Source organism: Stappia indica (assembly GCF_001696535.1).
GTDB lineage: Bacteria > Pseudomonadota > Alphaproteobacteria > Rhizobiales > Stappiaceae > Stappia > Stappia indica.
In genome coordinates this window covers 1,387,358-1,412,468 of record NZ_MBQE01000001.1, presented here as the reverse complement: position 1 = coordinate 1,412,468, position 25,111 = coordinate 1,387,358, and the positions used below count along the sequence as shown (strand labels likewise).

Annotated in this window: 20 protein-coding genes and 1 pseudogene; 7 read left to right on the top strand and 14 right to left on the bottom strand. The window is 66.8% G+C overall.

Features of this window, described 5'->3' with window-relative positions; all coding sequences use genetic code 11:
- Positions 1–79: 79 nt before the first annotated feature.
- Positions 80–1,117 (top strand): glycosyltransferase family 10 fucosyltransferase, encoded by a 1,038-nt coding sequence (locus BBX35_RS06635; RefSeq protein ID WP_067217406.1) that lies wholly within the window; start codon positions 80–82, stop codon positions 1,115–1,117.
- Positions 1,118–1,136: 19 nt separating this feature from the next.
- Here BBX35_RS06635 and BBX35_RS06630 read toward each other — a convergent pair whose 3' ends face one another.
- Positions 1,137–2,141 carry a hypothetical protein gene (locus tag BBX35_RS06630; protein WP_141687824.1) on the bottom strand — a complete coding sequence of 335 codons (1,005 nt, stop codon included), beginning with the start codon at positions 2,139–2,141 and terminating at the stop codon, positions 1,137–1,139.
- Positions 2,142–2,226: 85 nt separating this feature from the next.
- Here BBX35_RS06630 and BBX35_RS06625 point away from each other — a divergent pair, with 85 nt between their 5' ends.
- The gene (locus tag BBX35_RS06625; protein ID WP_067217402.1) at positions 2,227–2,985 is read left to right on the top strand and encodes a hypothetical protein; all 759 of its coding nucleotides are present in this window, start codon (positions 2,227–2,229) and stop codon (positions 2,983–2,985) included.
- Here BBX35_RS06625 and BBX35_RS23340 read toward each other — a convergent pair.
- From BBX35_RS23340 to BBX35_RS23585, 3 genes are all read right to left on the bottom strand, one after another.
- Complete coding sequence (locus BBX35_RS23340; protein ID WP_067217399.1) at positions 2,928–3,581, bottom strand: FkbM family methyltransferase; 654 nt, start codon at positions 3,579–3,581, stop codon at positions 2,928–2,930. The two genes, BBX35_RS06625 and BBX35_RS23340, sit on opposite strands and share 58 nt — an antisense overlap.
- 92 nt (positions 3,582–3,673) lie before the next feature.
- Positions 3,674–4,477 (bottom strand): sulfotransferase family 2 domain-containing protein, encoded by an 804-nt coding sequence (locus BBX35_RS23335; protein ID WP_141687823.1) that lies wholly within the window; start codon positions 4,475–4,477, stop codon positions 3,674–3,676.
- Between the two features lie 198 nt (positions 4,478–4,675).
- Positions 4,676–4,933, bottom strand: coding sequence for a hypothetical protein (locus BBX35_RS23585; protein ID WP_067217391.1), 258 nt, complete (start codon positions 4,931–4,933; stop codon positions 4,676–4,678).
- A 258-nt stretch (positions 4,934–5,191) separates the two neighbouring features.
- On the opposite strand from BBX35_RS23585, the gene ettA reads away from it, so the two are divergent.
- Both ettA and BBX35_RS06595 read left to right on the top strand, forming a co-directional pair.
- Positions 5,192–6,841 carry an energy-dependent translational throttle protein EttA gene (gene ettA, locus BBX35_RS06600; protein WP_067217389.1) on the top strand — a complete coding sequence of 550 codons (1,650 nt, stop codon included), beginning with the start codon at positions 5,192–5,194 and terminating at the stop codon, positions 6,839–6,841.
- A 174-nt stretch (positions 6,842–7,015) separates the two neighbouring features.
- On the top strand, positions 7,016–7,630 hold the full coding sequence (locus BBX35_RS06595; protein ID WP_067217386.1) for an MOSC domain-containing protein: 615 nt from the start codon (positions 7,016–7,018) through the stop codon (positions 7,628–7,630).
- Positions 7,631–7,639: 9 nt separating this feature from the next.
- On the opposite strand, the gene BBX35_RS06590 is transcribed toward BBX35_RS06595, so the two are convergent.
- Together BBX35_RS06590 and BBX35_RS06585 are read right to left on the bottom strand one after the other, a co-directional pair.
- On the bottom strand, positions 7,640–7,978 hold the full coding sequence (locus BBX35_RS06590) for a DUF2293 domain-containing protein (RefSeq protein WP_067218313.1): 339 nt from the start codon (positions 7,976–7,978) through the stop codon (positions 7,640–7,642).
- 18 nt (positions 7,979–7,996) lie between these two features.
- Positions 7,997–8,959 carry a LysR substrate-binding domain-containing protein gene (locus tag BBX35_RS06585; protein WP_067217385.1) on the bottom strand — a complete coding sequence of 321 codons (963 nt, stop codon included), beginning with the start codon at positions 8,957–8,959 and terminating at the stop codon, positions 7,997–7,999.
- A gap of 125 nt (positions 8,960–9,084) precedes the next feature.
- Between BBX35_RS06585 and BBX35_RS06580 the strand changes: the two genes are divergently transcribed.
- The gene (locus BBX35_RS06580; RefSeq protein WP_083206045.1) at positions 9,085–10,161 is read left to right on the top strand and encodes an acyltransferase family protein; all 1,077 of its coding nucleotides are present in this window, start codon (positions 9,085–9,087) and stop codon (positions 10,159–10,161) included.
- Here BBX35_RS06580 and tsaA read toward each other — a convergent pair.
- A complete protein-coding gene (tsaA, locus tag BBX35_RS06575) occupies positions 10,139–10,687 on the bottom strand; it encodes a tRNA (N6-threonylcarbamoyladenosine(37)-N6)-methyltransferase TrmO (RefSeq protein WP_067217380.1) in 549 nt (182 codons plus the stop codon). The genes BBX35_RS06580 and tsaA overlap by 23 nt on opposite strands.
- 244 nt (positions 10,688–10,931) lie before the next feature.
- Between tsaA and BBX35_RS06570 the strand changes: the two genes are divergently transcribed.
- Positions 10,932–12,011, top strand: coding sequence for a DUF2336 domain-containing protein (locus BBX35_RS06570; protein WP_067217378.1), 1,080 nt, complete (start codon positions 10,932–10,934; stop codon positions 12,009–12,011).
- 96 nt (positions 12,012–12,107) lie between these two features.
- Here the strand turns inward: BBX35_RS06570 and metH are convergent, their stop codons facing one another.
- The 4 genes from metH to BBX35_RS06550 form a co-directional block, all read right to left on the bottom strand.
- Positions 12,108–15,839, bottom strand: coding sequence for a methionine synthase (gene metH / locus BBX35_RS06565; RefSeq protein WP_067217376.1), 3,732 nt, complete (start codon positions 15,837–15,839; stop codon positions 12,108–12,110).
- Positions 15,840–15,847: 8 nt separating this feature from the next.
- On the bottom strand, positions 15,848–16,765 hold the full coding sequence (gene metF, locus BBX35_RS06560) for a methylenetetrahydrofolate reductase [NAD(P)H] (protein ID WP_067217374.1): 918 nt from the start codon (positions 16,763–16,765) through the stop codon (positions 15,848–15,850).
- A 1-nt stretch (position 16,766) separates the two neighbouring features.
- The gene (locus tag BBX35_RS06555) at positions 16,767–17,819 is read right to left on the bottom strand and encodes an ArsR/SmtB family transcription factor (protein WP_244271566.1); all 1,053 of its coding nucleotides are present in this window, start codon (positions 17,817–17,819) and stop codon (positions 16,767–16,769) included.
- Between the two features lie 240 nt (positions 17,820–18,059).
- On the bottom strand, positions 18,060–20,288 hold the full coding sequence (locus tag BBX35_RS06550; RefSeq protein WP_067217371.1) for a mechanosensitive ion channel family protein: 2,229 nt from the start codon (positions 20,286–20,288) through the stop codon (positions 18,060–18,062).
- Between the two features lie 933 nt (positions 20,289–21,221).
- Here BBX35_RS06550 and BBX35_RS06545 point away from each other — a divergent pair.
- Positions 21,222–22,310 carry a DUF2336 domain-containing protein gene (locus BBX35_RS06545; RefSeq protein ID WP_067217368.1) on the top strand — a complete coding sequence of 363 codons (1,089 nt, stop codon included), beginning with the start codon at positions 21,222–21,224 and terminating at the stop codon, positions 22,308–22,310.
- A gap of 90 nt (positions 22,311–22,400) precedes the next feature.
- On the opposite strand, the gene BBX35_RS06540 is transcribed toward BBX35_RS06545, so the two are convergent.
- The 3 genes and pseudogenes from BBX35_RS06540 to BBX35_RS24055 form a co-directional block, all read right to left on the bottom strand.
- Positions 22,401–23,657, bottom strand: a complete 1,257-nt coding sequence (locus BBX35_RS06540; protein ID WP_067217366.1) for an amidase — start codon at positions 23,655–23,657, stop codon at positions 22,401–22,403.
- 170 nt (positions 23,658–23,827) lie between these two features.
- Positions 23,828–24,349, bottom strand: coding sequence for a BA14K family protein (locus BBX35_RS06535; RefSeq protein ID WP_067217363.1), 522 nt, complete (start codon positions 24,347–24,349; stop codon positions 23,828–23,830).
- 269 nt (positions 24,350–24,618) lie between these two features.
- Positions 24,619–24,896 (bottom strand): annotated as a pseudogene (locus BBX35_RS24055) (BA14K family protein).
- Between the last annotated feature and the right edge of the window lie 215 nt (positions 24,897–25,111).

The following is a 25,111-nucleotide window of genomic DNA, read 5'->3' as shown; positions in this document are numbered from 1 at the left end:
TTTGCGCAAGCCGCGCCATGCGGTATCGCTGCGGAACGCCGGACCACCCGACAGCACTCGCAAGCATGGCTTTCCAGGCATGACCGTCATTCAGCTCGCCACCGCCCAGTCCTTCGATTTCCTCCTGCGCCAGAGCCGCGAGGGCGACGGGCGCTGGGGCGATATCCAGCTTGCGCCGGGCAATGGCACCGGCGAGGAGGCGGACTGGCTGGTGGTCTACGATCAGCCGCCGCGAGGCTTCGCCACGCGGCTGCCGCGTGACCGGCGCATCGTCTTCCTGCCCGAGCCCGTATCGATCAAGCATTACGACCCGGCCTTCATCTCGCAGTTCGGAATTGCCGTGACCTCGTCGCCGCTGCCGGGATTTGGCGGCGAGGCGTTCCACATGCAGCCGTCCTCGCCGTGGTTCTACGGAACGGGACTGGGTGCCTCCGCCGGCGGTCCGCCGCGGCTCGGCTTTGCCGAACTCGCCGCGCGTCCCGTGCCGTGCGAGCCGGTGCGCGGGCTGATCTCGGCGGTCTGCTCGACGAAGGCGCTGAATCGCAACCAGGTGCGCCGGCTCCGCTTCCTGCGGCGCGTCAAGGCGGCGCTAGGCGAGCGTCTCGACATCTACGGGCGTGGCTTTCGCGAGGTCGCGGACAAGGCAGAGGGGCTCGACGGCTATCGCTATCACCTTGTGCTGGAAAACAATCTCGACCCGCATTGCTGGACGGAGAAGCTTGCCGATCCGCTGTTGGCCGGAGCCTATCCGATCGTCGCGGGCGGTCCGGGGCTGGAGGGATATTTCGATCCGCTCGGCTTCACCGCTCTGGACATCACCCGGCCGGACACGGCGATTAAGACGCTGCTCGCCGTGCTGGAGGCGGATCCCGTGTCGCGGCCCGAAGTGCAGGCGGCGATGCGCGAAAACCGCCGCCGGTTGATGGAGGAGCATCAGGTGTTTCCGGTGCTCGAACAGCTGGTCGCCGGGCGCGGGAACGGGGCGCCCGCCCTGCTGGCCGAGGCGGAGGCGATCCGCCCGCCGGCGCGTGCGCCCTATCGCCGCCTGACGCAGGCGCTGAGGCCACTGCGCCGGGCCGCCGACCGGCTGCATGTGGCCGTGTTCGAGCGCGGCTAGGCACCAACGCTGCCTGATCTCACCGGGCGCTGAGGCGCTCCAGGACAAGACCGAGCCCGGCGGCGATCGCTGCCGGGCGCGAGTCATCGCGGCCGGAAGGGTCGGGGAGCTCGACGAGCCGTTCGAGTGTACCGCCGGCAAGCACGGCTGCAGACAGCTCTCCGGTGGATGGCGCGAACAGCGTCCGGGCCCGGCGCAGGCGCTGCACCAGCCCGCGCAAGGCGAGGTCGGAGGGGTCGACGATGTCCAGGCGTTTGTCGGCCACCGCCTTGCGAAGCTCTGCGTGTCCGGCCAGAAGCCGTTCGGCTCGCGCGCTGCCGCCTTCGCACAGCAGCACATCCACCGGCTCGCCTGCGGGCGCTTCTGCCGGATAAACCTCGGCGAGGCGTGCGGCGATCCGGCCGAGAATGCCGGCGTGGGCGAGCGGCCTCTCGATCACATATGTCGTATCGGTGCGGGTGACCCGGCCCTGGCGCATCAGCTCGACCGGGCGCGGGCGGAACACGCCGTCGGTAATCGCGTCCTGGAAATGATCGGTCATGCCCATGGACACCGGGATCACGACGAGCAGGTCCTGCGGCAGGGCGAAATGGTCTAGCGCGAAAAAGCGCGGCAGCACGTCGGAGCAGAACGCGGCGAGCGAGCCGTCGTCGCCGTGATGCAGGACGGTCAGCGGCTCGCGCAGCACCGGCTTCATCCGCAGCCTGCGGGTCACGTCGGGCCGCGCCTGCGGCCAGGGCAGCAGCTCCTCGCCCGGCTGCGGGGCGACCAGGCGGGCGTCGTCGAAGAGGAGGCCGGACAGCGGATCGATGTCGAGCGGTCCGGCAACGCGCAGACAGCCGAGCCGGTCGGTCCCTCGCGCTGTCGTCGTCACCTCCTCGCCGATGCGCTCGACGCGGTGTTCGGCAAGACGGGTGCGCGGCCAAGCGGGCAGCATCAGGCGGCTTGCCAGCGCCCGGTAGGGGGCGGGCATCAGCACGGCGTCCAGCCGCTTCATCCAGCGTCGCGGGACTGGCTTTGACACGTCGGGCCACCTATAAGGCTGCGAATTGGGTCGGGACGCGCCACGCTTACGGTCGGCGCAGTGGGAAAGCAAGCATGGAGTCCGCATGAAGTCCGAGGTCTTCAACCTCAACGTCTTCACCAACGTGGCATCGCGGGATCCCTCGCACTGCCTCGCCCAGCATGCCGTCCGCTCGTTTTTCGATGTCTTCGGCAAGGACAGCCGCCACCGCATCGTCACCCGCATCTTCATCGATCCCAATCCCAACCCGGACATGTTCGAACCTTGGGTCGCGACCATCCGCGACGGGCTGCCGGACATTCCCTTCGAGCTGGTGCAGACCAACGGGATGCTGGACGGCTTCGCCCGCTCGCTCGAAGTGTGCGAGGGCGACTATGCCATGCAGCTCGAGCACGACTTCGTCTTCGTGAAGAGCCGCATCCACCATTCGCTCGACCGGATGGTCGACGAGATGCGGACACGCGGAATCGATTACCTGCGCTTCAACAAGCGACGGAACCGGCCGGCGGCCTTCGATCTGGGGCTGGAGCCGGCGGGCGATGCCGGCTTTCCGCTGTGCCGGATCAGCGGACGCTCCAACAACCCGCACATCCTCGACATCGCGCGGTATCGCGAGGTGGTGCTGCCGCTGCTGAAGGGGCCGGACGGTCGTTCGGTGGGACTGGAAGGCGGGCTCTGCCGCTATGTCGGCGGCGGCTATATCTACGGGCCCTACGGCCACGGGCGCACGGTCGGTCATCTCGACGGCCGCCGGCTGCGCTTCAGCGACGGCATCCGCCGCCGGCTCTACCTGCTTGGCGAGACGCTCTCGCGCAGGTCCCAGCGTTCCCAGACGAACGGATAACGCCAGGCAAGATCGTGGGTCTTCGACAGACCCTCGGCAATGCGCGCATAGCGCTCCCGGCTGGTCTTGTCGATCAGGTGGAACTGCACCACCAGATGGCGGACCTCGTCCATCAGCCCTTCGGCGATCAGGTTTTCCAGGACCGGATATTCGTCGCCCTCGATGTTGAGCTTCATCAGGTCGACCGGCTGGCCAGCGGCGCGCACGATATCGGAGGCGCGGCGCAACTGGACCTCGACGCTCTTGCCCTCCTGCTGCCGCTGGGTGCTGCTGCCGTCATTGTCGTAGACGAGCTTCGCCGTGCCGTTGAAGTCCGACAGGCCGGCGCAGTCGAGCGTCACGTTCGGCATGGCCGTCAGCAGCGGGCGGGCCCGCTCGCAGAACTCGGGCGCCGGCTCGAAGGCCAGCACTTTCGGCGACCCTTTCTGCGAGATCCGGGCGGAGAAGTCGCCCTTGTAGAAGCCGGCATCGACGACCAGCGAGTTTCCGTCAAGCGGCACGTCTGTCAGCAGGCGCTCGTCGCCCTTCGCGAGTTTCCAGCGCTTGACGGCCCGGTAGTGCGGGTCGAGGGCGAAGCGGATCAGGTTGAAGCCCATTGGGGATCGTGCACTCGCGGATAGGGACGGAATGGCTGAGCCATTGCAGCTTGGACGGCGAATTGCAAGTCCGCAGCCTGTTGCAAGACGCTTCAGAACGTATAGCCGAAGGTCTCGATGTCGTCCCTGTGGCGCCGCGCGACGAGGTCTATCCCGAAGTCGTCGTAATACTCGCGGTAGTGGCCATGCGAGGAGGAATTGGCGCGGCACTGCGGAACGGTGACGGCAAGGTCGAGCTCCGTGGCCATTCTGGCCAGGTCGTCCGCCAGTCGCTCCTGCCGCAGGATCCGGTCGACGGCAACGGTGCCGCTTGCGTCGGTGAGGTAGTCGAGCTGCTGCTTGCGGATGTAGCGCGTCGGCGAGGTCGGGGCCTCGTCGTCCGCCAGCCAGCGCAGGTAGTCGGAGAAGTCGTAGTCCTGGAACAGCTCCACTTCGGTCGGCATGCCGGACTGGCCGCGGCCGTAGTCTTCCTTGAGATAATGGAACCAGGAGACGTGCCAGGCCCAGGGATTGCGCACCACGGTGAAGATATGCATGGACGCAAGGTCGACGCGGTGCCGGTCGAAGACCTGCGTGTATTCGCAATATGTCAGGTGACCGCGGGCATCGCGAATGCGGCGCGAAGGGCATCTTCGGATCCAGGGCAGGAAAGCCTGCTCGACAAAGGATCCGCCGCACTTCGGCACGTGCAGAAAGAGGATGTTTCTCCTCGAGCGCCTGAATAGGCTTTCCCTGGTGTTCTGCGGAACAAGCAAGTTCGTGTCCGTCCCGTTGCTGCTCGGTGTTGCCTCGACCGTGCTGCTGCTATCGACCTTTCTTGTTGGGCAAAAATATGACTCGATTTCCCGCACGATCCAACAGGCTTGGCGGGTAATGTCATTTATTACAGTCCGCATGCTTTGCGAGATTGTGCGACTGCTGCGGCCTCTATGCGAAAACGCTCCGTAATCTCAGACCGTTACGGCGACGCGCCGGTTCGGTTCCGGTCTGTTCGGAGCATGCACAAACGACAGGACCGGCGCTGTCTTTCGACATGCCGGTCCCGGGAAGGCGATGATGCGGGGAAAGCCTGCTGCGGCGCTGGCGCCGACGTTTCAGCAGTTGTTGGGACGCTGCGGTCCGAGATCGATCTGGCACTCGTTGGTCAGCGCGCCGATGGCCGCGCCGCCGACGGCACCGGCCGCCATGCCGACCAGAACGGGTCCGCCGGCCAGCGCCAGCGCACCTGCGCCGGCTGCACCACCGATGGCACCGCCCGTCACGCCGCGCTCGAAACGGTTCGAGCCGCAGGCCGCAACAAGGAGGGAAAGAGCAAGAACGCCGGCAAGTCCGGCCGGTCTCGGGATACGCATGACTTGAATCCTTCTGAGCGCCCAGCCCGTCGCCAGAATGCTGGTCGAGGGTGAACGGGAGGTAAACGCGAGGGGGCGCGGCTTCGTGCCGATCCGGCACATCAACGGTGCGGGGCAAGGCGGATGCGGACGAGGCGCGGCGTGGTCCGGGTGGGCCGAAAGGTCCGGCGTCCGGGGACTTTCCCTTGCCCCGAAGGCCGCCATCGACTAAGAAGCGGCCAGTTTCCCCTCATGTCCAGAATGGAGCGGCAAGCACCTATGGCGCGCCAGTTCATCTATCACATGCACGGTCTGTCGAAGGCCTATAACGGCAAGAAGGTCCTCGACAACATCCACCTGTCCTTCTACCCGGACGCCAAGATCGGCATCCTGGGTCCGAACGGCGCGGGCAAGTCGACGCTGCTCAAGATCATGGCCGGTCTCGACAAGGAGTATTCCGGCGAAGCGTGGGCGGCCGAGGGCGCGCGTATCGGCTACCTGCCGCAGGAGCCGCAGCTCGATCCGACCAAGACGGTGCTCGAGAACGTCATGCTGGGCGTCGCCCACAAGCAGGCGATCGTCGACCGCTACAACGAACTGATGATGAACTATTCCGACGAGACGGCGGAAGAGGGCGCCAAGCTCCAGGACATCATCGACGCCGAGGATCTGTGGAACCTCGAGAGCAAGGTCGAGATGGCGATGGAGGCCCTGCGCTGCCCGCCGTCCGATGCTGCGGTCGACAACCTGTCGGGCGGCGAGCGTCGCCGCGTGGCGCTGTGCCAGCTGCTGCTGTCCGAGCCGGACCTCTTGCTGCTCGACGAGCCGACCAACCACCTGGACGCCGAGACGGTGCACTGGCTGGAGCGGCATCTGCGCGAGTTCAAGGGCTCGGTGCTGATCATCACCCACGATCGCTACTTCCTCGACAACGTCACAGGCTGGATCCTGGAGCTCGACCGCGGCCAGGGCATCCCCTACGAGGGCAACTACTCGGTCTATCTGGAGAAGAAGACCAAACGCATGGAGCAGGAGGGCCGCGAGGACATGGCCCGCTCGCGTGCGATTGCCCGCGAGCGCGAGTGGATGGGCATGTCGCCGAAGGGCCGCCAGACCAAGTCCAAGGCGCGTATCCGTGCCTATGAGGACCTGCTGGCCAAGCAGGAAGAGCGTCTGCCGACCATCGAGCAGATCCTCATTCCGGTCGGCGAGCGGCTCGGCAACAACGTCATCGACCTGGAGAACGTCTCCAAGGGCTTCGGCGACCGCCTCCTGATCGAGGACCTGACGTTCAAGCTGCCGCGCGGCGGCATCGTCGGTGTCATCGGCCCGAACGGCGCCGGCAAGACGACCCTGTTCAAGCTGCTGACCGGCCAGGAGAAGCCGGACTCGGGCACCGTCACCATCGGCGACAGCGTGCATCTGGGCTATGTCGACCAGTCGCGCGACAAGCTCGACCCGAACAAGACGGTCTGGGAAGAGATTTCCGACGGCCACGAGATCATCTATCTCGACGGCAAGGAGATCAATTCGCGCGCCTATTGCTCGTCCTTCAACTTCAAGGGCCCGGCCCAGCAGGCGAAGGTGGGCAACCTGTCGGGCGGCCAGCGCAACCGCGTGCATCTGGCCAAGGTGCTGAAGCAGGGCGCCAACGTTCTTCTCCTCGACGAGCCGACCAACGACCTCGACACCGAGACGCTGGCGGCCCTCGAGGACGCGCTGGAGAACTATGCCGGCTGCGCCGTGGTCATCAGCCACGATCGTATGTTCCTCGACCGCCTTGCCACCCACATGCTCGCCTTCGAGGGCGACAGCCATGTGGAGTGGTTCGAGGGTAACTTCGAGGACTACGAGAAGGACAAGGTGCGTCGTCTCGGCGCCCATGCCGCGGATCCGCGCCGCATCAAGTACAAGCCGCTGACGCGCTGAGGCGCCAGCGACACACGATCACGACAGGAAACGGCGGTGCGGGTCTCGCGCCGCCGTTTTCGTTTCCGGGGGCTGCCGGAGGACGGGAGCGGGTTTCCTGCCCGCGGGACTCATTGTATCCCTCGACCTCCCGCGCCGGTTTTGCCCGCGGGCGATCAGGCAGGAAGGTGAGCGATGGCGGATCTGTTCGGACGCGAGCACATGGACGAGCTGCAGAGCATGCCGGCGCGCAAGCTCCCGGCAACGACGGTCAAGGTGCTCGCCACCCAGACGCCGGACGACTTCCGCACCACCTGGACCGCGGCGCTGAAGCTCTGCTTCGAGGGTATTCCCGGCGGTCGCCATACCGGCCACACTCGCCGCTCGGGCTCGCGCGAGCCCTGGTATCCGCGCGGTACCGAGATGTGCAACGAGCGGCAGGTGTCGATCCTGTCCGTGGAGGAACTGGCCGAGGTTGCTGACGACATGGGTCTGCCGCGCATCGAGGCGGAGTGGATCGGCGGCAATATCCTGCTGGAAGGCCTGCCGCGCCTGTCGCTGGTGCCGCCGCGCACACGCCTCGTCTTCGCCGGCGGAGCGGTGCTCCGGGTCGATGGCGACAACATGCCCTGCCGGATCGCCGGGGCCTCCATCGCCGAGCACTATCCCGACCGCGAGGGGATCGACCTGCTGTTTCCCAAGACGGCCCGTCGCCGCCGTGGTCTCGTCGCCTATGTGGAACGACCGGGCGTCATCCGCCCCGGCGAGGCGGTCACCGCGCATATCCCCGAGCACTGGCTCTATCGCTGAGGGACCGTCTCAGTCCTCGCTGATCTCGTCCTCCTCCGCGCTGACCTGCCGCGTCGCGCCCCAGTCGAGCAGCGTGTCGTTGATCGAGGTCAGCGCGAAATAGCGGGCCGCGTCGCGATCGTAGCCTTCGCCCAGCAGCGCGTCGTAGTCGCTATGGGCGTGGCGGACATGGGCGACGAGGGCAAGCCATACGGCCACGGACGGTGGCAGGTGCCGCAGATGTGGGGCGAGCGCCCCGGCCAGCACCGGCTCGGCATCCGCGAAAGGAATGCGTGGCGCGGTGACCCGCAGCGCCTTGCGCATCTCCTTCTGGCGCCGCGTGCCGCCCGAGGATTGTCTCCCCAACATCATGGCCAGAAGATCCGCTCAGGCATCGGGGCGCTGTCCGGTGCGAAAATCCTCGCCGACAGCGAGCGGCGGCAGGAGCTGGGCACCGGGATCCAAAGCTTCGAGAATGCAGCTGCCGAGTGCCTCGAAGTCGCGTTTGCGTGGCGAGGAGCGCCGCCAGACCAGCCCGACCGTCCTTTGCGGCTGCGGTTCCTCGAAGCGCAGCAGCGCCACGCGCTCGTCGCGCACCTCCACCGAGGCGCAGAGTTCGGGAAGCAGCGTCACGCCATAGCCGGCGGCGACCATCTGCATCACCGTCGACAGGCTGGTGGCGCCGAAGCCGGAGCGAGCGGTCGGCTGCAATCCCTCGCAGTAGTTCAGCGCCTGGTCGCGCAGGCAGTGGCCTTCCTCCAGCAGCAGCAGCGAGGAACCGTTGACGGTCCGCGGATCGACGCGCTGGCCTTCGTCGAGATCGGGACGCGACTGCACGGCCAGCAGGAAGCGATCCTGGAACAGCGGGCGGGTTTCGAATTCGGCACCGGCAACGGGCAGGGCCGCCAGGATGACATCGAGCTCGCCCTGCAACAGCTCGCCGACCAGCGCCTGCGTCAGCGTCTCGCGCAGCTGCAGCTCGACATGCGGATGGCTGCGGGTCAGCGCCGGCAGGATGCGCGGCAGGAGATAAGGCGCGATGGAGGGGATGATGCCGAGGCGGAGCGTTCCGCTCATCACCTCGCTGGCATGCCGGCCGTAGTCGAGGAGATCCCGTGTCTCGGACAGGATGCGCTGGGCGCGGCGGGCGATCTCCCGCCCTTCCGCCGTCAGGCGGATGCCGGAGGGACGGCGCTCCACCAGGGCGATGCCGAGGATCGCCTCCAGTTCGCGCACCTGCATGGACAGGGCCGGCTGCGACACGGCCACAGCCTCGGCGGCACGGCCGAAATGCAGGTGGCGGGCAAGCGCATCGAAATAGCGCAGCTGTCGAAGCGTGATCATCGTCATTGGATAAGCTTATCGCCGACCGCCTTCAACACGATTGATGCTGATCAGACGGGCCGCCGCCGTTTCAACTCCCCTTAACCGGAGAACGGCGATACTCCGCGCCTGAGGCGAGGGGAGTGGATGCAATGAGCGCTGCCGCAAGACGGCCGGGTCTCGACGTGATGCGGGTTGCGGCCGTGGCGGTTGTTGCCTGGTTCCACTACGGCTTTCGCATGCAGGTCACCGGAGAGGCCGGCCCCGTCGCTGGCGCAGGCGACCCCGGAGACTGGGCGCGGTTCGGTTATCTCGGCGTTTCGGTCTTCTTCGCCATTTCCGGCTACGTCATTTCGATCTCGACGGAAGGGCGCGATCCCTTCACCTTCGCGGTTGCCCGCATCGCGCGGCTTTGGCCGGTCTATGTGGTAGCGATGACGCTGACGGCGCTGGTCACCCTTGCCGTGCCGGCGCTCGGCTTCCCCCTGTCGCTGCCGCAATATCTCGCCAACCTAACGATGCTGTCGCCGTTTCTCGGCCAGCCCTTCATGGACGGGGCCTACTGGTCCATCGTCGCCGAGATCCTGTTCTATGGCTGGGTCGGGCTGCTGATGCTCGTCGGTCTGTGGTCGCGCCACCAGGTTGCCATTGCCCTCGTCTGGCTCGCCATTGCGGCGCTCGACCAGGCCGTGATCGGGAGCGACATCCTCCGTCGGCTGCTCCTGACCGATTTCGCCGGGTTCTTCGCCTTCGGGATGATGCTGCGGGCGCGCGAGCGCGGCGAGGCGGGGGCGAGCCTCGTCCTTGTCGCGGCCTTCGTGCAGGCCATCGCGGCGGCGATCCTGTTCGCGGGCGGGCTGGTCGAGCTCTATCGCGGCGAGCCGTTTTCTCCGCTTGCCGTCGCCGGCATCGTTGCCGTTTCGCTCGTCGTTCTGGCGCTGGCAACGCGGCTGGACGTGCCGTGGCTGCCGGTCGGGCCGGTCGCGGTGGCCGGCCGGGCCACCTACCCCTTCTACCTGCTGCACCAGCATATCGGCTATGCCGGCTTTTACCTTCTGGCACCAATGCTGGGGCTTGGCGTTTCGGCCATCGTCATTCTTGCTGTGATTGCGCTTGCGGCGCTGCTGCTGACGGTCATTGTCGAGCGGCCTGCGGCGCGCGCGATACGCGGGGCGGGGGAGTGGGTGCGGATGCGGGCCCTGTCGTTCAGGCGTCGCCAGGCGGGGTGATGACGCCGGTCTGCTTCAGCCGGTCGCGCCAGCGCACCTGCGCGTCCGGCACGCTGTCGGTGGTTGCGAAATAGGGCTTGATGTCGATGAGCGGCGTGCCGTTCAGGCAATCGAGACCGCGCACCAGGAAACCGTCCCCGGTCATCTCCAGCAATTGCACGACGGACAGGGAGACCGGGTTCGGGCGAACCGGTGCGCGCAGGCCGAAGCAGCCATGGGTCTCATCGGCAAAGCCGGGCGCAAGCACCGCCAGATCGCGGCGGGCCTTGTGCATCCAGTACAGCAGGATGAGGTGGCTGCATTCCTCCACCGACTTCAGCCCCTTGCGGTATTCCGGCTTCACCCGGACACGGCAGACGGCATCGGTGGCGCGGCCGTTGCGCGGGCATTCGGCCCGCGTCGCCCAGGGCGTTTCCACATGGCCGATGAAGACGAGGCCGGCATCGAACGGCCCTTGCGCCGGGTCGTGGCCGAAGGCCTCCTCGCCGGGACGCGCCGGCGTTTCGTCGTCGGATCTGTCGCTCACCCTGATCTCCGATCTAATTGGTCAAACTGCGTATCGTTTGCCAGTTTATCTCACGCGGATCGGCTGTCGTCTGCTCGCGATTTGCCGCAGTCCGCCATGTTTCAATTTTTAATCGATTTTTCTTCAAGTTATTTTAGTATCAGCATAAAATATAGATAAGTAATGACCTGTTCGCGTCGACATTTTGTTTAATCGGCCCATGCTATCCACGGCGAAACCAAGATTCTCGGTCGGGGAAATAGCAATGTCGAACATGCCAAATACCGAGCTCGTGAACTTCGAGGCGCTGGCGAACGAGCCGGACATGGCGCGGCGGAACGAGTTGGCACGCAACGTCGCCACGCTGTTCTCGCTGACATCCGAAAAATGCTCGGACGAGCAGATCGAGGTCTACGATTCGGTGCTGGTGCGCCTGTCCGACATGGTGGAGATGCAGGCCCGCGCCTTCATCGCCGGTCGGCTGGCCTCCCTGCGGCGGGCGCCGGAGGGCACCATCCGCCGGCTCGCCGACGACGACATCGAGGTTGCGCGTCCGGTGCTGGAGCAGTCCACCGTGCTGCGCGACACGGACCTCGTCGAGATCGCGCTCAAGCGCGGCGAGGACCACAAGGTGGCGATTGCCGCCCGCGAGATCCTGTCCGAGATGGTGACCGACGTGCTGGTGGAAAGCGGCAGCACGGCCGTCCATCGCACCGTGGCGCGCAACGGAGGGGCCAGTCTTTCCGCCCGCGGCGTTCTCGGGCTCATCCAGTCTTCCGGCCTCGATGAGGACCTGCAGATGGCGCTTGCCGACCGGCAGGATCTCGACGAGCGCGCGGTGTCGACACTGGCGGCGCTGGCAAGCGAGCGGGTGCGTATGCGCCTGCTGGAAACCAGCACGTCCGAGGGCGGCGAGGTCCCGCGTGCCGCCCGTGTCGCCGCGCAGAAGCTGTCCAACGAGTTCTGGCTCGGACGCTACGACTTCGAGACTGCCATCGGCCGCGTCTATGCGCTGGCCCGCGGCCCGGGCCTCGACGAGGACACGCTGGTCCGCTTCGCCGAGGAGGATCGCTTCCCCGAGGCGGTCGCGACCTTCGCGATGATCGGCGACATCGGCATCGAGGAAGCCAAGCACTGGATGGTGCGCACCGATACGGACCCGTTCCTGATCGTCGCCAAGGCATCCGAGCTTGCGCTGTCGACGGTAGAGAAGCTGCTGAACATGGGCCCGTGGCGCTACCGCCTGCAGGCGGAGGATCGCGCGCGCATCCTCGACCGCTACAAGGGTATCAAGCCGCAATCGGCACGCCTGCTGCTCAGCCAGTGGCACGGCCGCGTCGCCTGACCGGCCGGCCCGACATAACCTCCCAACGTCAACGGGCGGGGCCATCATGGTCCCGCCCGTTTTTTCTCGTTCTGCAGTGAGCTGCGAGGGAGCGGATTACTCCGCCGCCTCCAGCTTGTGCGGATCGTAGTTCAGGATCGGGGCGAGCCAGCGCTCGGCCGTGGCAAGGTCCCAGCCCTTGCGGGAGGCATAGTCCTCGACCTGGTCGCGCTCGATGCGCCCGACGCCGAAATAGTGGCTGTCGGGATGGGCGAAGTAGAGGCCCGAGACCGACGAACCCGGCCACATGGCGTAGCTCTCCGTCAGCTTGATGCCGGCGGTCTGCGTGGCGTCCAGCAACTCGAACAGCGTGCCCTTTTCCGTGTGGTCGGGCTGGGCCGGATAGCCCGGCGCCGGGCGGATGCCCTGGTACTTCTCGCCGATCAGCTCCTCGACGCTGGCCTTCTCCTGCGGGGCATAGCCCCACAGCGAGGTGCGCACGATCTGGTGCAGCTTCTCCGCAAAGGCCTCGGCGAGACGGTCGCACAGGGCCTGGGCGAGGATCTTGTTGTAGTCGTCGCCTGCCTTGACGTAGCGCGAGATGAACTCTTCCTCACCATGGCCGGAGGTCACCGCGAAGCCGCCGACCCAGTCGGCGATGCCGCTGTCCTCGGCTGCGACGAAGTCGGACATCGCCACGTTGGCACGGGTGCCCTCGGCGCGGGCCATCTGCTGGCGCAGCGTGTGCAGCACGGTGCGCTCGCGGGTCCGCTCCTCGTCCTCGTAGAGCACGATGTCGTCGCCGCGTGCGGCCGCCGGCCAGAAGCCGACGACGCCCTTGGGCTGCACCAGCCTGTCGCGGACGATCTCGTCGAGCATCTTGCGGGCATCGTCGTAGAGCGCCTTGGCGGCCGGTCCGTAGCGGTTGTCGGTCAGCACTGCCGGATAGGTGCCCTTGATCTCCCAGGTGGAGAAGAAGGGCGTCCAGTCGATGACCTCGACCAGATCCTCCAGCGGCACCTCGATCGGGCGGATGCCGAGGAACGAGGGACGCTGCGGCTTGTAGCTGTCGAAGGACGGGCGGAAGCGGTTCTTGCGCGCATCCTCGAGGCTGGTGCGGCGGGCCTGGCCGCGCGAGCGCGAATGCCCCTCCGCGGCCTTGGCATAGTCGGCACGCAGCGCCTCCACATAGCCGTCGCGGTCCGTCTTGCTCAGCAGCTTCGAGACCACGCCGACTGCGCGGCTGGCATCCGTCACGTAGACGGCCTGCGAGCGGCGGTAGTTCGGGTGGATCTTCACCGCCGTATGGATGAGGCTGGTCGTCGCGCCGCCGATCAGCAGCGGCAGGTCGAAGCCCTCGCGCTCCATCTCGGCCGCCACGTGGCACATCTCGTCCAGCGACGGGGTGATGAGACCCGACAGGCCGATCACGTCGACCTTCTCCTTGCGCGCGGTCTCGAGGATCTTGGCCGCCGGCACCATGACGCCGAGATCGATCACCTCAAAATTGTTGCACTGGAGCACGACGCCGACGATGTTCTTGCCGATGTCGTGGACGTCGCCCTTGACGGTGGCGAGCAGGATCTTGCCGGCGCTCGGCATGTCCTCGATGCCCTGCTCGAGCTTTTCCTGCTCCATGTAGGGCATCAGGTAGGCCACGGCCTGCTTCATCACGCGGGCGGACTTCACCACCTGCGGCAGGAACATCTTGCCGGCGCCGAACAGGTCGCCGACGATGTTCATGCCGGCCATCAGCGGGCCTTCGATGACGTGCAGCGGCCGCTCGGCCTTGGCGCGGGCTTCCTCGACATCTTCCTCGATATAGTCGGTGATGCCGTTGACCAGCGCATGGGACAGGCGGTCCTCGACGGCGCGTTCGCGCCACGACAGGTCCTGCACCTTCTGCTTGCCGCCCTGGCCGCGGAAGCGCTCCGCGATCTCCAGCAGCCGGTCGGTGGAATCGGCGCGCCGGTTGAGCACCACGTCCTCGGAGAGCTCGCGCAGCTCCGGATCGACGTCGTCATAGACGGCGAGCTGGCCGGCATTGACGATGCCCATGTCCATACCGGCCGCGATCGCGTGGTACAGGAACACCGAGTGCATCGCCTCGCGCACGGGCTCGTTGCCGCGGAAGGAGAAGGACAGGTTGGACACGCCGCCGGAGACATGCGCATGCGGCAGGTTCTGGCGGATCCAGCGGGTCGCCTCGATGAAATCGACGCCGTAATTGTCGTGCTCGGAAATGCCCGTGGCGACGGCGAAGATGTTCGGATCGAAGATGATGTCCTCGGGCGGGAAGCCGACCTCGTTCACCAGGATCTCGTAGGAGCGCTGGCAAATCTCGGTCTTGCGGGCCTGGGTGTCGGCCTGGCCCTGCTCGTCGAAGGCCATGACGACGACCGCGGCGCCGTGACGGCGCACCAGCTTTGCCTGGGCGATGAAGGCGTCCTTACCTTCCTTCATGGAGATGGAGTTCACCACCGCCTTGCCCTGGACGCATTTCAGGCCGGCCTCGATCACCTCCCATTTGGAGCTGTCGATCATCACCGGCACGCGGGCGATGTCCGGCTCGGCGGCGATCAGGTTCAGGAAGGTGACCATCGCCTCCTTGGAGTCGAGCAGGCCCTCGTCCATGTTGACGTCGATGATCTGGGCGCCGCTTTCCACCTGCTGGCGGGCGACCTCCAGAGCGGTGGCGTAGTTGCCTTCCTTGATCAGCTTGCGGAAGCGGGCCGATCCGGTGACGTTGGTACGCTCGCCGACATTGACGAAGTTGATCTCCGGCGTCAGCACGAAGGGCTCGAGGCCGGACAGGCGCATGCGGCGCGGCGGCTCGGCCGGCTTGCGCGGGGCGTGTCCGGCAACGGCCTGCGCAATGGCGCGGATGTGGTCGGGCGTGGTGCCACAGCAGCCGCCGACGACGTTGACGAGACCGCTTGCGGCGAACTCGCCGACCAGCTCGGCCATCGCCTCGGGGCTTTCGTCATACTCGCCGAACTCGTTCGGCAGGCCGGCATTCGGATAGGCGCAGACCAGCGTGTCGGCGACGCGCGAAAGCTCCGCCACGTGGGCGCGCATTTCCTTGGCGCCGAGCGCGCAGTTGAGGCCGATGGAGAACGGCTGCGAGTGGCGCACCGAGTACCAGAAGGCCTCCGGCGTCTGGCCGGACAGGGTGCGGCCGGACAGGTCGGTGATCGTGCCGGAGATCATCACCGGCAGGCTCACGCCCTTTTCTTCCAGCACTTCGTCGATGGCGAAGAGGGCGGCCTTGGCGTTCAGCGTGTCGAAGATCGTCTCGACGAGCAGGATGTCCGAGCCGCCGTCGATCAGGCCCCGCACGGCCTCCGCATAGGCCTCTTTCATCTCGTCGAAGCTGACGGCGCGATAGCCCGGATTGTTGACGTCCGGCGAGATCGACAGGGTGCGGTTGGTCGGCCCGAGCGCGCCGGCGACGAAACGCGGGCGGGAGGGATCGCGGGCCTCGACGATGTCGCAGGCCTCGCGGGCAAGCCGTGCGCCGACGAGGTTGAGCTCGTAGGCCAGCTCCTCCATGGCGTAGTCGGCCTGGGCGATGGTGGTGGAGGAGAAGGTGTTGGTCTCGACGATGTCGGCACCGGCCTCCAGATAGGCCACGTGGATGTCGCGGATCGCCGGGCCCTGCGTCAGGTTGAGCAGGTCGTTGTTGCCCTTCACGTCCTGCGACCAGTCCTTGAACCGGTCGCCGCGATAGCCGGCCTCGTCCAGCTTGAGCGCCTGGATCATCGTGCCCATGGCGCCGTCGAGGACGAGGATGCGGTCGCGGGCGGCGGCGGTCAGGGCCGACGCCGCGGTCTTGGTCTTGTCTTGCATGATCAGTCTCAGGCCGCCTGCTGTTCCAGGGGAGCCGGGCGCAGGCCCAGCATGTGGCAGATCGCGAAAGTCAGGTCCGCGCGGTTCATGGTGTAGAAGTGGAAGTCGGTCACGCCGCGGTCGACCAGGTCCAGCACCTGCTCGCAGGCGACCGCCGAGGCGACCAGCTTGCGCGTCTCCGCATCCTGGTCGAGACCGGCGAAGCGCCGTGCCAGCCAGTGCGGGATCGAGGTGCCGCACTTGGCCGAGAACACCATGGTTGTCTCGAAATTGACGATCGGCAGGATGCCCGGAACGATCGGGATGTTGATGCCGGCCGCGCGCACCTTCTCCATGAAGGTCTCGAACAGGTCGTTGTCGAAGAAGTACTGGGTGATCGCCCGGGTCGCGCCGGCGTCCACCTTGCGCTTCAGGTTGTCGATCTCGGCCGACCAGTCCGGGCTCTCGGGGTGGCGCTCCGGATAGGCGGAGACGGACACCTCGAAATCGTCGGAGATGCGCCGGATGCCGGCGACCAGATCGGAGGCATAGTCGTAGCCATCCGGATGCGGACGGTAGATGGCGCCGAGCCCTTCCAGCGGATCGCCGCGCAGGGCCACGATGTGGCGCACGCCGATGTCGTGATAGGCGCGCACGATCTCGTCCACCTCGGCGCGCGAGGAGCCGACGCAGGTCAGGTGCGCGGCCGGGGCCAGGCGCGTCTCGGTCAGCATCCGCTCGACCGTGCGGTGCGTGCGCTCGCGGGTGGAGCCGCCGGCGCCGTAGGTCACGGAGACGAAGGAGGGGCCGAGCGGCTCAAGCCGCTGGACGGCCGACCACAGCGAGGCTTCCATCTTGTCGGTCTTCGGCGGGAAGAACTCGAAGGAGACGGAAACCCCGGTTCCCTGGTCCAGCTCGAAGCGGCGGAATCTCTCGGGCGATGACATGTCAGGCGACCTCCTGGGTCAGGCTAAGTTCTGGAAGATCGGAAATGATCCGCGGATCGCGGGCGAGCCAGATGGTGACAGTGAGCCGGTCGGCCTCGCCCGCTTCGGGGTTGAGGTCGCGGGTCTCGACCACTTCGAGGCCGGCTGCATGCAGCCAGCGGTCCATCTGATCACGCGAGAATCCGAGGCGGCGATGGGCGTGTTCGTCCCGCAGGAACTCCAGTTCGTGCGGCGCGAAGTCGACGATGAGCAGCCGGCCGCCGGGCCTGAGCACCCGTGCCGCCTCCTCGATGGCCCGGCCCGGGTCGTCGAGGAAGTGCAGCACCTGGTGAAGGGTGATCAGGTCATGGCTTTCGGCCGGAATGTTGAGTGCGTAGATGTCGCCCTGGCGGACCTGCACGTTGCGCAGGCCCTGGCGGGCGAGGTTGGCGCGGGCGACGGTCAGCATGTCGTGGCTGGCGTCGAGGCCGACCGCCTGCTCGTACTGGCCGGCAAAGAGCGAGATCAGGCTGCCGGTGCCGGTGCCCAGATCCAGCAGCGAGCGGAACGGCCGCTCGCCGACCATCTCGCGCAGGGCCTGCTCCACGGCCGCTTCCGGCACATGCAGCGAGCGCTCCTGGTCCCAGGTCTTGGCGCGCGAGGCGAAGAAGGCGGCCGCAGCCTCGGCCTTGGCGCGGCGGGTGGCGGCAAGGCGCACCCGGTCGCCGGCCAGAACCGCGTCCTGCGGATCGAGGCGGGACAGCAGCAGGCGGGCGAGATCGCCCATCGGGCCATCGCCGAGCCGGTAGAAAACCCAGGCGCCTTCAGGGAAGCGCTGGACGAGACCCGCCTCGGTCAAGAGCTTGAGATGACGAGAGATTCGCGGCTGGCTCTGGCCGAGAATGACGGTCGCGTCCTTGACGGTCAGCTCGCCGTCGGCCAACAGGGCCAGCAGGCGCAGCCGCGTGTCCTCGCCGACCGTGCGCAGGCCGGCCAAGAGCTGCTCGGCGCTGAGCAAGGGCTCGCCGGCTCCGGTGGCGGCAGTCATGCCGGCAGTGTTCGCGTTGGTGGTCATCGCATCCTCGAAGGGCGGTCCCGCTCGAAAGACAATCTCGCAGGAAGATATAAAGATATCTTTATACCTCTATCGATGCGGATGCAAGGGCCGGATCGGTTTCGCGGGCCGCCGTCCACATGGGCAGTCCTGCCGGTGCGCGCGCAGAGCGCACGGACTTATCCTCGGGAGGTGCGGGGAGACGCTCGGAGGCCGGCTTCCCGCCGTCTACATCGTTAGGCGATTGGAGAAACGCTGTTTTCAGCGCGATTCCGAGGCATCCGTCAGCGGGTTTTTCGCCGCCGGCTGATCCAGCAAGGGCCGCACCGCACCGGCGATCGCCTGCTTTTCCCCGTCCGAGAACTGGCGCGGATCGGAGGGATCCTGGGCGACGCGCACGGTCACCTCGCGGTGGGCGAAGTGGATGCCGTTGGCCTCGCACAGGTCGCGGATGCCGGAATAGACCACCTTTCGCAGCTCGAACTGGTCGCCCGGACGGGTCATGAACTTGACCCGGACGATCATCGCCGAGTCCTCCAGAGCCGTGACGCCCTGGGACTTCACCGGCTGGAGGAATTTCGGTCCGTAGTCGGGATGCTGCATCAGGCTTTCGCCGAACTTCTTGATCAGCTTGCGCATCTTTTCCACGTCCGTGTCGTAGGTGACGCGGAAGGCCAGCTTCATCACCGCCCAGTCGCGGGAGAAGTTCTTCACGTGCTTGATTTCCCCGAAGGGCACGGTGTTCAGCGGGCCGTTGTGGTGGCGCAGTTGCATGGAGCGGATCGAGATCTTTTCCACGGTGCCCTTGACGCTGCCGAGGTCGATATACTCGCCCTTGCGGAAGGCGTCGTCGATCAGGAAGAAGGCGCCGGAGAAGATGTCGCGGATCAGCGTCTGCGCGCCGAAGCCGACGGCAAGGCCGACGACGCCGGCGCCGGCGAACAGGGGCGCGATGTCGATGCCGAGTTGCGACAGGACGATCATGCCGCCGATCACGACGATGGTGATCAGCAGGAAATGGCGGAAGATCGGCAGGAGGGTCGCAAGACGGCTCTCGCCGGCACCGCCGACCTCCATCTCCTCGCTGCGCCCGCCCGACTGGCCGCGTTCGCGGCTGATCTGACGGTCGATGGTCAACTGCACCGCCCGGTAGCACATATAGGCAATGAAGGTGACGACGCCGATCTCGAAGAGATTGCCGACGATGGACGTCTTGTCGCGCGGGTCTATCCCCCAGCGCGAGAGCACGTAGCCGAGAGCTATCACCGCCGACAGGATGGCCGCGCCATGGTCGAGCAGGTCGCGATAGGGCGAACGCTGGCCTTCCGCATCCACGGCCTCGGCCGCCGCCTGGGCGGCAACGGCGTCGCCGTCTGGAACCTCGCCGGCGGCCTCTTCGGCGCGGACCAAATCCTCGCTGCGCCGGGCCTGGCGCTCGGTGCTGTCGAGACGCGGAAGCAGGAGACGGTCGATGGCGAGCACCATCAGGCCGTAGGCCGCGACCCAGATCAGGCTGGCAAGAACGGGCGCAGCGACAAGGCCGATGGCGGCCTCGCGTTCCAGCAAGAGCCTGCCGGCGGAGACGACGAAGGCCACGACGAAATAGAGGACAAGCAGGGGAAGCCAGAGCCGCTGGACCATCCGGCGGCGGCCATTGTCCCCGTCGTCAGGGCTGGCGGAGACCATGCGGCCGAGGGCCGCGCGATGGGACACGGCAACAGCTGAGAGCATCAGGCAGGTGACGCCGACGGAGAGGATGGCCAGCAGGCGGTGGCCGGCCGGATCGAGGTTCATCGCGTCCAGCCACTCGTGCAGCGCAAGGAAGATCGAGCTGATCACGCCGGTGGCCATGATCCAGCGATAGAGGCTCGCGGCGCTGGCATCATCGAGGGACAACATGCGGATCGCGCCATTGCCCGGAGACAGCACGGCGTTCAGGACGATGCGCAAAAGCAGCAGGACTCCAACGCTCTGCAGGCCGATAAGCAGGGTGACGCGGCCGGCCGGATGGTGCGAGGCCAGCAGGAAAGCGACGGCGAGAGCGGCGGCATAGAACAGGGCGACGGCCAGCAGCATGGCGAAGGCGCGCCCGATCAGGCGCAGGATGCGGGCTGCGCGGGTCGGCTCGGGCGGACGGTCCGGCAGCAGGCGGGCGAACAGCCAGCGTTCGCCGGCAAGAAGGGCGAAACTGCCGACCGCCAGCGAGGCGACGAGAACGAGGAGCGTTGCCGCAAGCCAGTCCGGGTTGTCCCCGGCCCGCCCTGCGATGGCGGAGGAGACCATGGCGGGCATGCTTGTCGCGGCGCTGAACGTGTCGGCGATGGCCGTGCGCAGTTCAAGGCCAAGGCGCACCAGGGGCTTGTCGGCGGCCATCTCCATCGCGGTTGCGCCCTGGGCGGCGGCTGGCAGCGCGCCGGCGGCAAAGGCAGTCGCGCTCGCAAGAATTCCGGCCAATCGGCCCTTTGCGCGATGCTGCAAGAGCTTGCTCATGGAAACTGTCCCCCAATGCCGGCACCCGCCACGGCAGGGCCGTCGCCCCGCGCGTTTGCCATCAATCCGGCGGCAACCTAACCGCGCAAACTTACAGAATCTTTCCGCAAGGCGCAGAAATGGCCAGAGATTTTCGTGCAAAGGCGTGAGTTCGGGCGAAGCCGGAGTGGCGGGATGCGACCGACATGAAAACGCCCGGGCAGGGCCCGGGCGTCGAAACTGGCGGATCGATCGGCCTCAGCCGAAGATCGGGGGATGCCGGTTGTCCCCGGCATCCGGCTTCTTGAGATCGTCCGTAGGGCTTGCGCAAATTTTGCGACGGATTTTGCAAAATTCCGTTCCGAATTCGCCCAGAATTGAGACGCGGCCTACAAAATCCGAAATTGGCGAGGCTCCTGCTGTCTCCCGTGAGAGGAGGTGGCCAGAGCCTCGACCTGCATGCCCAGTCTGGTCCTTTTCGCCTCAGAAGACGCCGACGACGATGGCGCCGACGAAGGCGAATGCCGCACACACGGCCAAGAGATTAATATTGCGGACAAGTGTCATATCGTGGCCTCCCGCAGTCTCTCGATACGTGAAGGATAAGTTACCGGAGCCAGCCGGCAAAGCGAAAAAGATGCTGCGTTGCGTCGCAGACACGGCAGCCCTCGCCGGCCTCGTCAGGAATGTCGAGCGCAACCGGCGCTTTCGGCGCGGCTGCCAATCGTCATTTACGCGGGGAAAATTCAGTCCGGCACGAGGATGCCGTGGCAGCCGAAAAGATCATGCTGCGGTGCAGCAAGCGCCTTCCGTTGGGAGACATGGTGCGGCCTGTGGAGGAAAATGAAAGATCTGACAGCGGTTTGTCCGTTACTACGCAGTTTGACTGAGAATTAACTGGAGAGAAACACGATCCGCTTATGCTCGAGTCCAGAAGGTGTGGAAGGATTGGGCATGAAAACTGCGGAATTGACCGAGCTGGCCCGCAGCGGTTCGTTGGAGAACATCGGCGAGCTGATCACCGCGCTGACCGAGCTGTTCATGAAAGCCGGCAGCAAGGAACGAAGCCGGGTAAGCCCGGTTTTTGGCGATGTGGTGCTGCGCGTGCTCGACCGGCTCGACACACCGGTGCGCGAGGCGATGGCCGCGCGCATGTGCGCGGAGACCGAAGCACCGCGCGATCTGCTCAAGGCGCTGGCGAGGGATGCAGAGCTGGCCGTGGCCCGGCCGGTGCTGGAAGACGGCGGCCTGCTGACCGACGAGGACCTGGCCGAGGTCGCGCAGGAAGGCATTCCGGTGCGGCACCTGGAGGTCATGTGCGAGCGGCACGGCATCAAGCCGGTGCTGAGCCGGGTGCTGACGCAAAAGGGCGACAGCGCCGTGCTGTGTGCGCTGCTCGGCAACGATACCGCGCGGATTAGCCAGGACTCCTTCGACCTCCTGCTGGCGCGTTCGCGCAAGGACGAGGATTTGCAGGTGGCGCTGACCCGCCGACAGGACCTGCCCGAACCGGTGGCGGCGAAGCTGGTGCCGTTCCTGTCGAAGGAGCTGGCGCAGCAGGTGCGCGAGGAAAATGCCAACCCGGTGCTGGCCAAGGCCATTGCCGAACAGGCGGCGCGGGAAGTCGAGATCCGCATGCGCGAGATCGGCGGCGCCAAGTCGAAGATCGACCTCCTGATCGAGGGGGCGATCGCCGGCACCGTTCCGATCGACCAGGCGGTCGTCGTCTTTGCCGACAAGGACCGGGCCTTCGATCTGGGCAAGGTGCTGGCGGGCAAGGTCGGTTGGCCGGAAAACGTCGTGGTGCCGCTGCTCTACCGCGACGACGAGCACCCGCTCTTCGTGCTGGCGCGGGTCGCCGGCGTGTCGGACGAAGCCTATGTGAAAGTGGTGCGGATGCGCGGCAAGAAGATGCGGCTGTCGTCGGCGAGCGCCAGCGACTCCTCGCGCAAATACGGCGCGCTGACGCTGGAAGCGGCGCGCGCCGAGTTCATTGCCATGGCCCGCAAGATGAAGCTGCCGGTGGAGATCGCCCAGGGCTGAGGCCCCGGCCGCTCTCCCTCCCGTACCTGCCGCGGACTATCCCCGCCGTATCCCCGGCCGGGGGCGCGGCTTGTCCCCGCAAGGGGCGGCTCAGCCGGCCTTGGCCAGGCACTCCTCCAGCCAGCGCGCGGCGAGCAGCGTGGCGCGGTCGCGCCCGTAAGAGCCGACGAGCTGGATGCCGAGCGGCAGGCCGCCCGGCGTTGCAAGCCCCGGCACGTTCACGCAAGGGCCGCCCATCAGCGTCCAGACCCGGTTGAAGACCGAGGAGCCGGTGGAGGCAAGGCCGGCGGGCGCGGCGCCCGGTGCGGACGGCATCATCAGCACATCGACCTGCGACATCACCTCGGCGAGGGCGTGGCGCGCCTGGCGTGCGACCTCGAGCGCCGCGTCATAGGCGGCAGGCTCGATGGCTGCCCCGTCCTCCAGCGTGCACATCAGGACCTGGCTGATCAGCTCGGGCGCGGCGTCGACCTCGGCGGCAAGCGCGCGGGTCGCCTCGAAATCCTGGATGGTCTGGTGAGCGGCGAAGGCCTCGCGGAAGACCGGCGGCAGCGACACGCGCGAGACCGAGGCCCCGGCGCGGGTGGCGCGAGCGATGGCGGTTTCCAGCGCGCCCTGCATGTCGTCGTCGGCCTGGGCCCAGGGCTGCGGCTCGACGACGCCGATGCGCGGCGGCATCGGCACCATGGCATCGACCCGCCAGTCGCGCGCCGACAGCGCGCTGCCGGCAAAGGCGACATCGGCAACGCCCTTGCCGAACAGGCCGAGCGTGTCCAGCGTCCAGGAGAAATACTTCATGCCGACCGTCGGCAGGTGGTCGAAGGACGGCTTGAAACCGACCACGCCGCAGAAGGACGCGGGGCGCACGACCGAGCCGCCGGTCTGGGTGCCGATGGCCAGCGGGAAGAAGCCGGCGGCAACGCCCGCGGCAGAACCGGAGGACGAGCCGCCCGGCGTGTGCTCGAGATTGTGCGGATTGCGCGTCGGCCCGGGCTGGAAGAAGGCGAACTCCGTGGTGACGGTCTTGCCGAGGACGGCAGCGCCCGCGCGCCGGGCAAGGGCCACGGTGGCCGCATCGACCGCCGGCCGGTGGTTCTCGTGGATCGGCGAGCCGTAGCGCGAGGGAAAGTCGGCCGTGTCGATATTGTCCTTCACCGCAAGCGGCAGGCCCATCAGCGGGCCGCGCGCGGAGCGGGCGGCCTGGCGCGCTGCCTCGACGTCGTGGCAGACGAAAGCACGGATCGTGCCTTCCTGCTCGGCAATGCGCGCGGCGATGTCGTCGTACAGCGCGTCGATATCCAGCGTGCCGGCCTCGAGGGCGCGGGCGAGTTCCAGGGCAGACAGCATGGGTTCCTCCTCAGCGGGGGACGATCATCACCAGCCGCGGCGAGACTGCAAGTTTTTTCAGGCAATTGCACGCTGGGGGTGCTGCGGGGCCGGTCTGTCACCAAAACGCGAAACGGCCCGGGGGAGGAGCCGGGCCGTTCGGGGAGGGGGCTGAAGTCAACCCTTTGCCATTACTGGCAGAAGCGCTGCTGGCCCGAGTAGGTGGTGTAGGTACCGGTGTTCGGGTTGAAGCTCCGGTACTTGGAAGAGCAGTAGCGGTACCACTCAGGGGTGTAGGGCTCGAGCGAGCCGCTCACCACGACCGGGGCGGCCGGGGTGTAGCCGGGATTGCCGCGACGCGCCGGATCGATATAGACGTCGCCGCGCACCGGAGCCGGATCCCGGTAGATGTATTCCGGCTCGTAGACCCGATCCGGAGCGCTGAGCGCCGAACCGAGAATCGCACCAGCGGCAAGCCCGATCACGCCAGCGGCGACCGCCGCACCGGCATCGTTGCCGCGATTGCCGCGGTGATGGCGATAGCCGTAATTCGGGCGATGCGGACGGTGGACCCGGTGGTTCTTGTAGCCACCGCCGTTGCCCCAGCCGTGGCGGCCGTCGCGGGCCTCGGCGGAAGGGGCGAGCGTCGGCACGAGCAGGGCGCCGGCAAGCGCGACAGCAAGAGCGCGGGCAGAGATTTGCTTCAGGGCCATGGGATCGTTCCTTCCAGTGGCTTCGATGTTCCGATGAGGCGACAATGCCATCCTGCAATTGAACGAGGTCTGAGATGCCCGTTCATCTGGCGTTCAGGTTCCGGGTCCCATGCGCCGCCGTGTGAAGGTTTGAAAAGCGCGCGGTTTCACGCGGACCCGCCGGCGCTTAGTTCAAATGCGAAAGCACACTGGAAACATCTGTCTGCCGGTCACCCCATCGGATCTGAAGCGCGTGCAGCCTGCGCGCACTTCAGATCCGGGGGATCAGGTCAGCGGCAGAAGCGGTACTTGCCGGAGTAAGCCAGGAAATAGCCGGTCTCCGGATTGAAGCTGCGGTACTTGCGCGAGCAGTAGCGGTACCACTCGGGCGTCCACGGAGCGTAACCGCCGCTGCGGACCGGCGGATCGATATACTCCCGGCCGCCGCCGCTCAGCGCCGAACCGAGGATCGCGCCGGTGGCAAGGCCGAAGATCGCCGCGCCGCCGATGGCAGCACCGTTGTTGCGGTGGCGATAGCCGCGACGGTCGCGCCAGCGACGGTCGTCACGCCAGCGGCGGTCGTCGCGCCAGCCGGGACGCGGACGATGGCCGCGATAGGGGCGAGACTCACGGCCGTTGCCGTAATACGGCATGTTGCCCGGCACCGGCTTGATGCGGCGATACGGACGGTAACCGTCGTGGTTCTGCTTCTCGTCGTAGCCCTGGGCGAGGATGATGTTGCCGACCGGCGAACGGCTGGCCTGCTCGGCCGACGCGCTGCCC

Bases quoted from the DNA above. Each gene is read 5' to 3' on its own strand.
- BBX35_RS06635 (WP_067217406.1), top strand. From the start codon at position 80: ATGACCGTCATTCAGCTCGCCACCGCCCAGTCCTTCGATTTCCTCCTG.
- BBX35_RS06625 (WP_067217402.1), top strand. From the start codon at position 2,227: ATGAAGTCCGAGGTCTTCAACCTCAACGTCTTCACCAACGTGGCATCG.
- BBX35_RS23340 (WP_067217399.1), bottom strand. From the start codon at position 3,581: ATGGGCTTCAACCTGATCCGCTTCGCCCTCGACCCGCACTACCGGGCC.
- BBX35_RS23335 (WP_141687823.1), bottom strand. From the start codon at position 4,477: ATGCGGACTGTAATAAATGACATTACCCGCCAAGCCTGTTGGATCGTG.
- BBX35_RS23585 (WP_067217391.1), bottom strand. From the start codon at position 4,933: ATGCGTATCCCGAGACCGGCCGGACTTGCCGGCGTTCTTGCTCTTTCC.
- ettA (WP_067217389.1), top strand. From the start codon at position 5,192: ATGGCGCGCCAGTTCATCTATCACATGCACGGTCTGTCGAAGGCCTAT.
- BBX35_RS06595 (WP_067217386.1), top strand. From the start codon at position 7,016: ATGGCGGATCTGTTCGGACGCGAGCACATGGACGAGCTGCAGAGCATG.
- BBX35_RS06590 (WP_067218313.1), bottom strand. From the start codon at position 7,978: ATGTTGGGGAGACAATCCTCGGGCGGCACGCGGCGCCAGAAGGAGATG.
- BBX35_RS06585 (WP_067217385.1), bottom strand. From the start codon at position 8,959: ATGACGATGATCACGCTTCGACAGCTGCGCTATTTCGATGCGCTTGCC.
- BBX35_RS06580 (WP_083206045.1), top strand. From the start codon at position 9,085: ATGAGCGCTGCCGCAAGACGGCCGGGTCTCGACGTGATGCGGGTTGCG.
- BBX35_RS06570 (WP_067217378.1), top strand. From the start codon at position 10,932: ATGTCGAACATGCCAAATACCGAGCTCGTGAACTTCGAGGCGCTGGCG.
- metH (WP_067217376.1), bottom strand. From the start codon at position 15,839: ATGCAAGACAAGACCAAGACCGCGGCGTCGGCCCTGACCGCCGCCGCC.
- metF (WP_067217374.1), bottom strand. From the start codon at position 16,765: ATGTCATCGCCCGAGAGATTCCGCCGCTTCGAGCTGGACCAGGGAACC.
- BBX35_RS06555 (WP_244271566.1), bottom strand. From the start codon at position 17,819: ATGACCACCAACGCGAACACTGCCGGCATGACTGCCGCCACCGGAGCC.
- BBX35_RS06550 (WP_067217371.1), bottom strand. From the start codon at position 20,288: ATGAGCAAGCTCTTGCAGCATCGCGCAAAGGGCCGATTGGCCGGAATT.
- BBX35_RS06545 (WP_067217368.1), top strand. From the start codon at position 21,222: ATGAAAACTGCGGAATTGACCGAGCTGGCCCGCAGCGGTTCGTTGGAG.
- BBX35_RS06540 (WP_067217366.1), bottom strand. From the start codon at position 23,657: ATGCTGTCTGCCCTGGAACTCGCCCGCGCCCTCGAGGCCGGCACGCTG.
- BBX35_RS06535 (WP_067217363.1), bottom strand. From the start codon at position 24,349: ATGGCCCTGAAGCAAATCTCTGCCCGCGCTCTTGCTGTCGCGCTTGCC.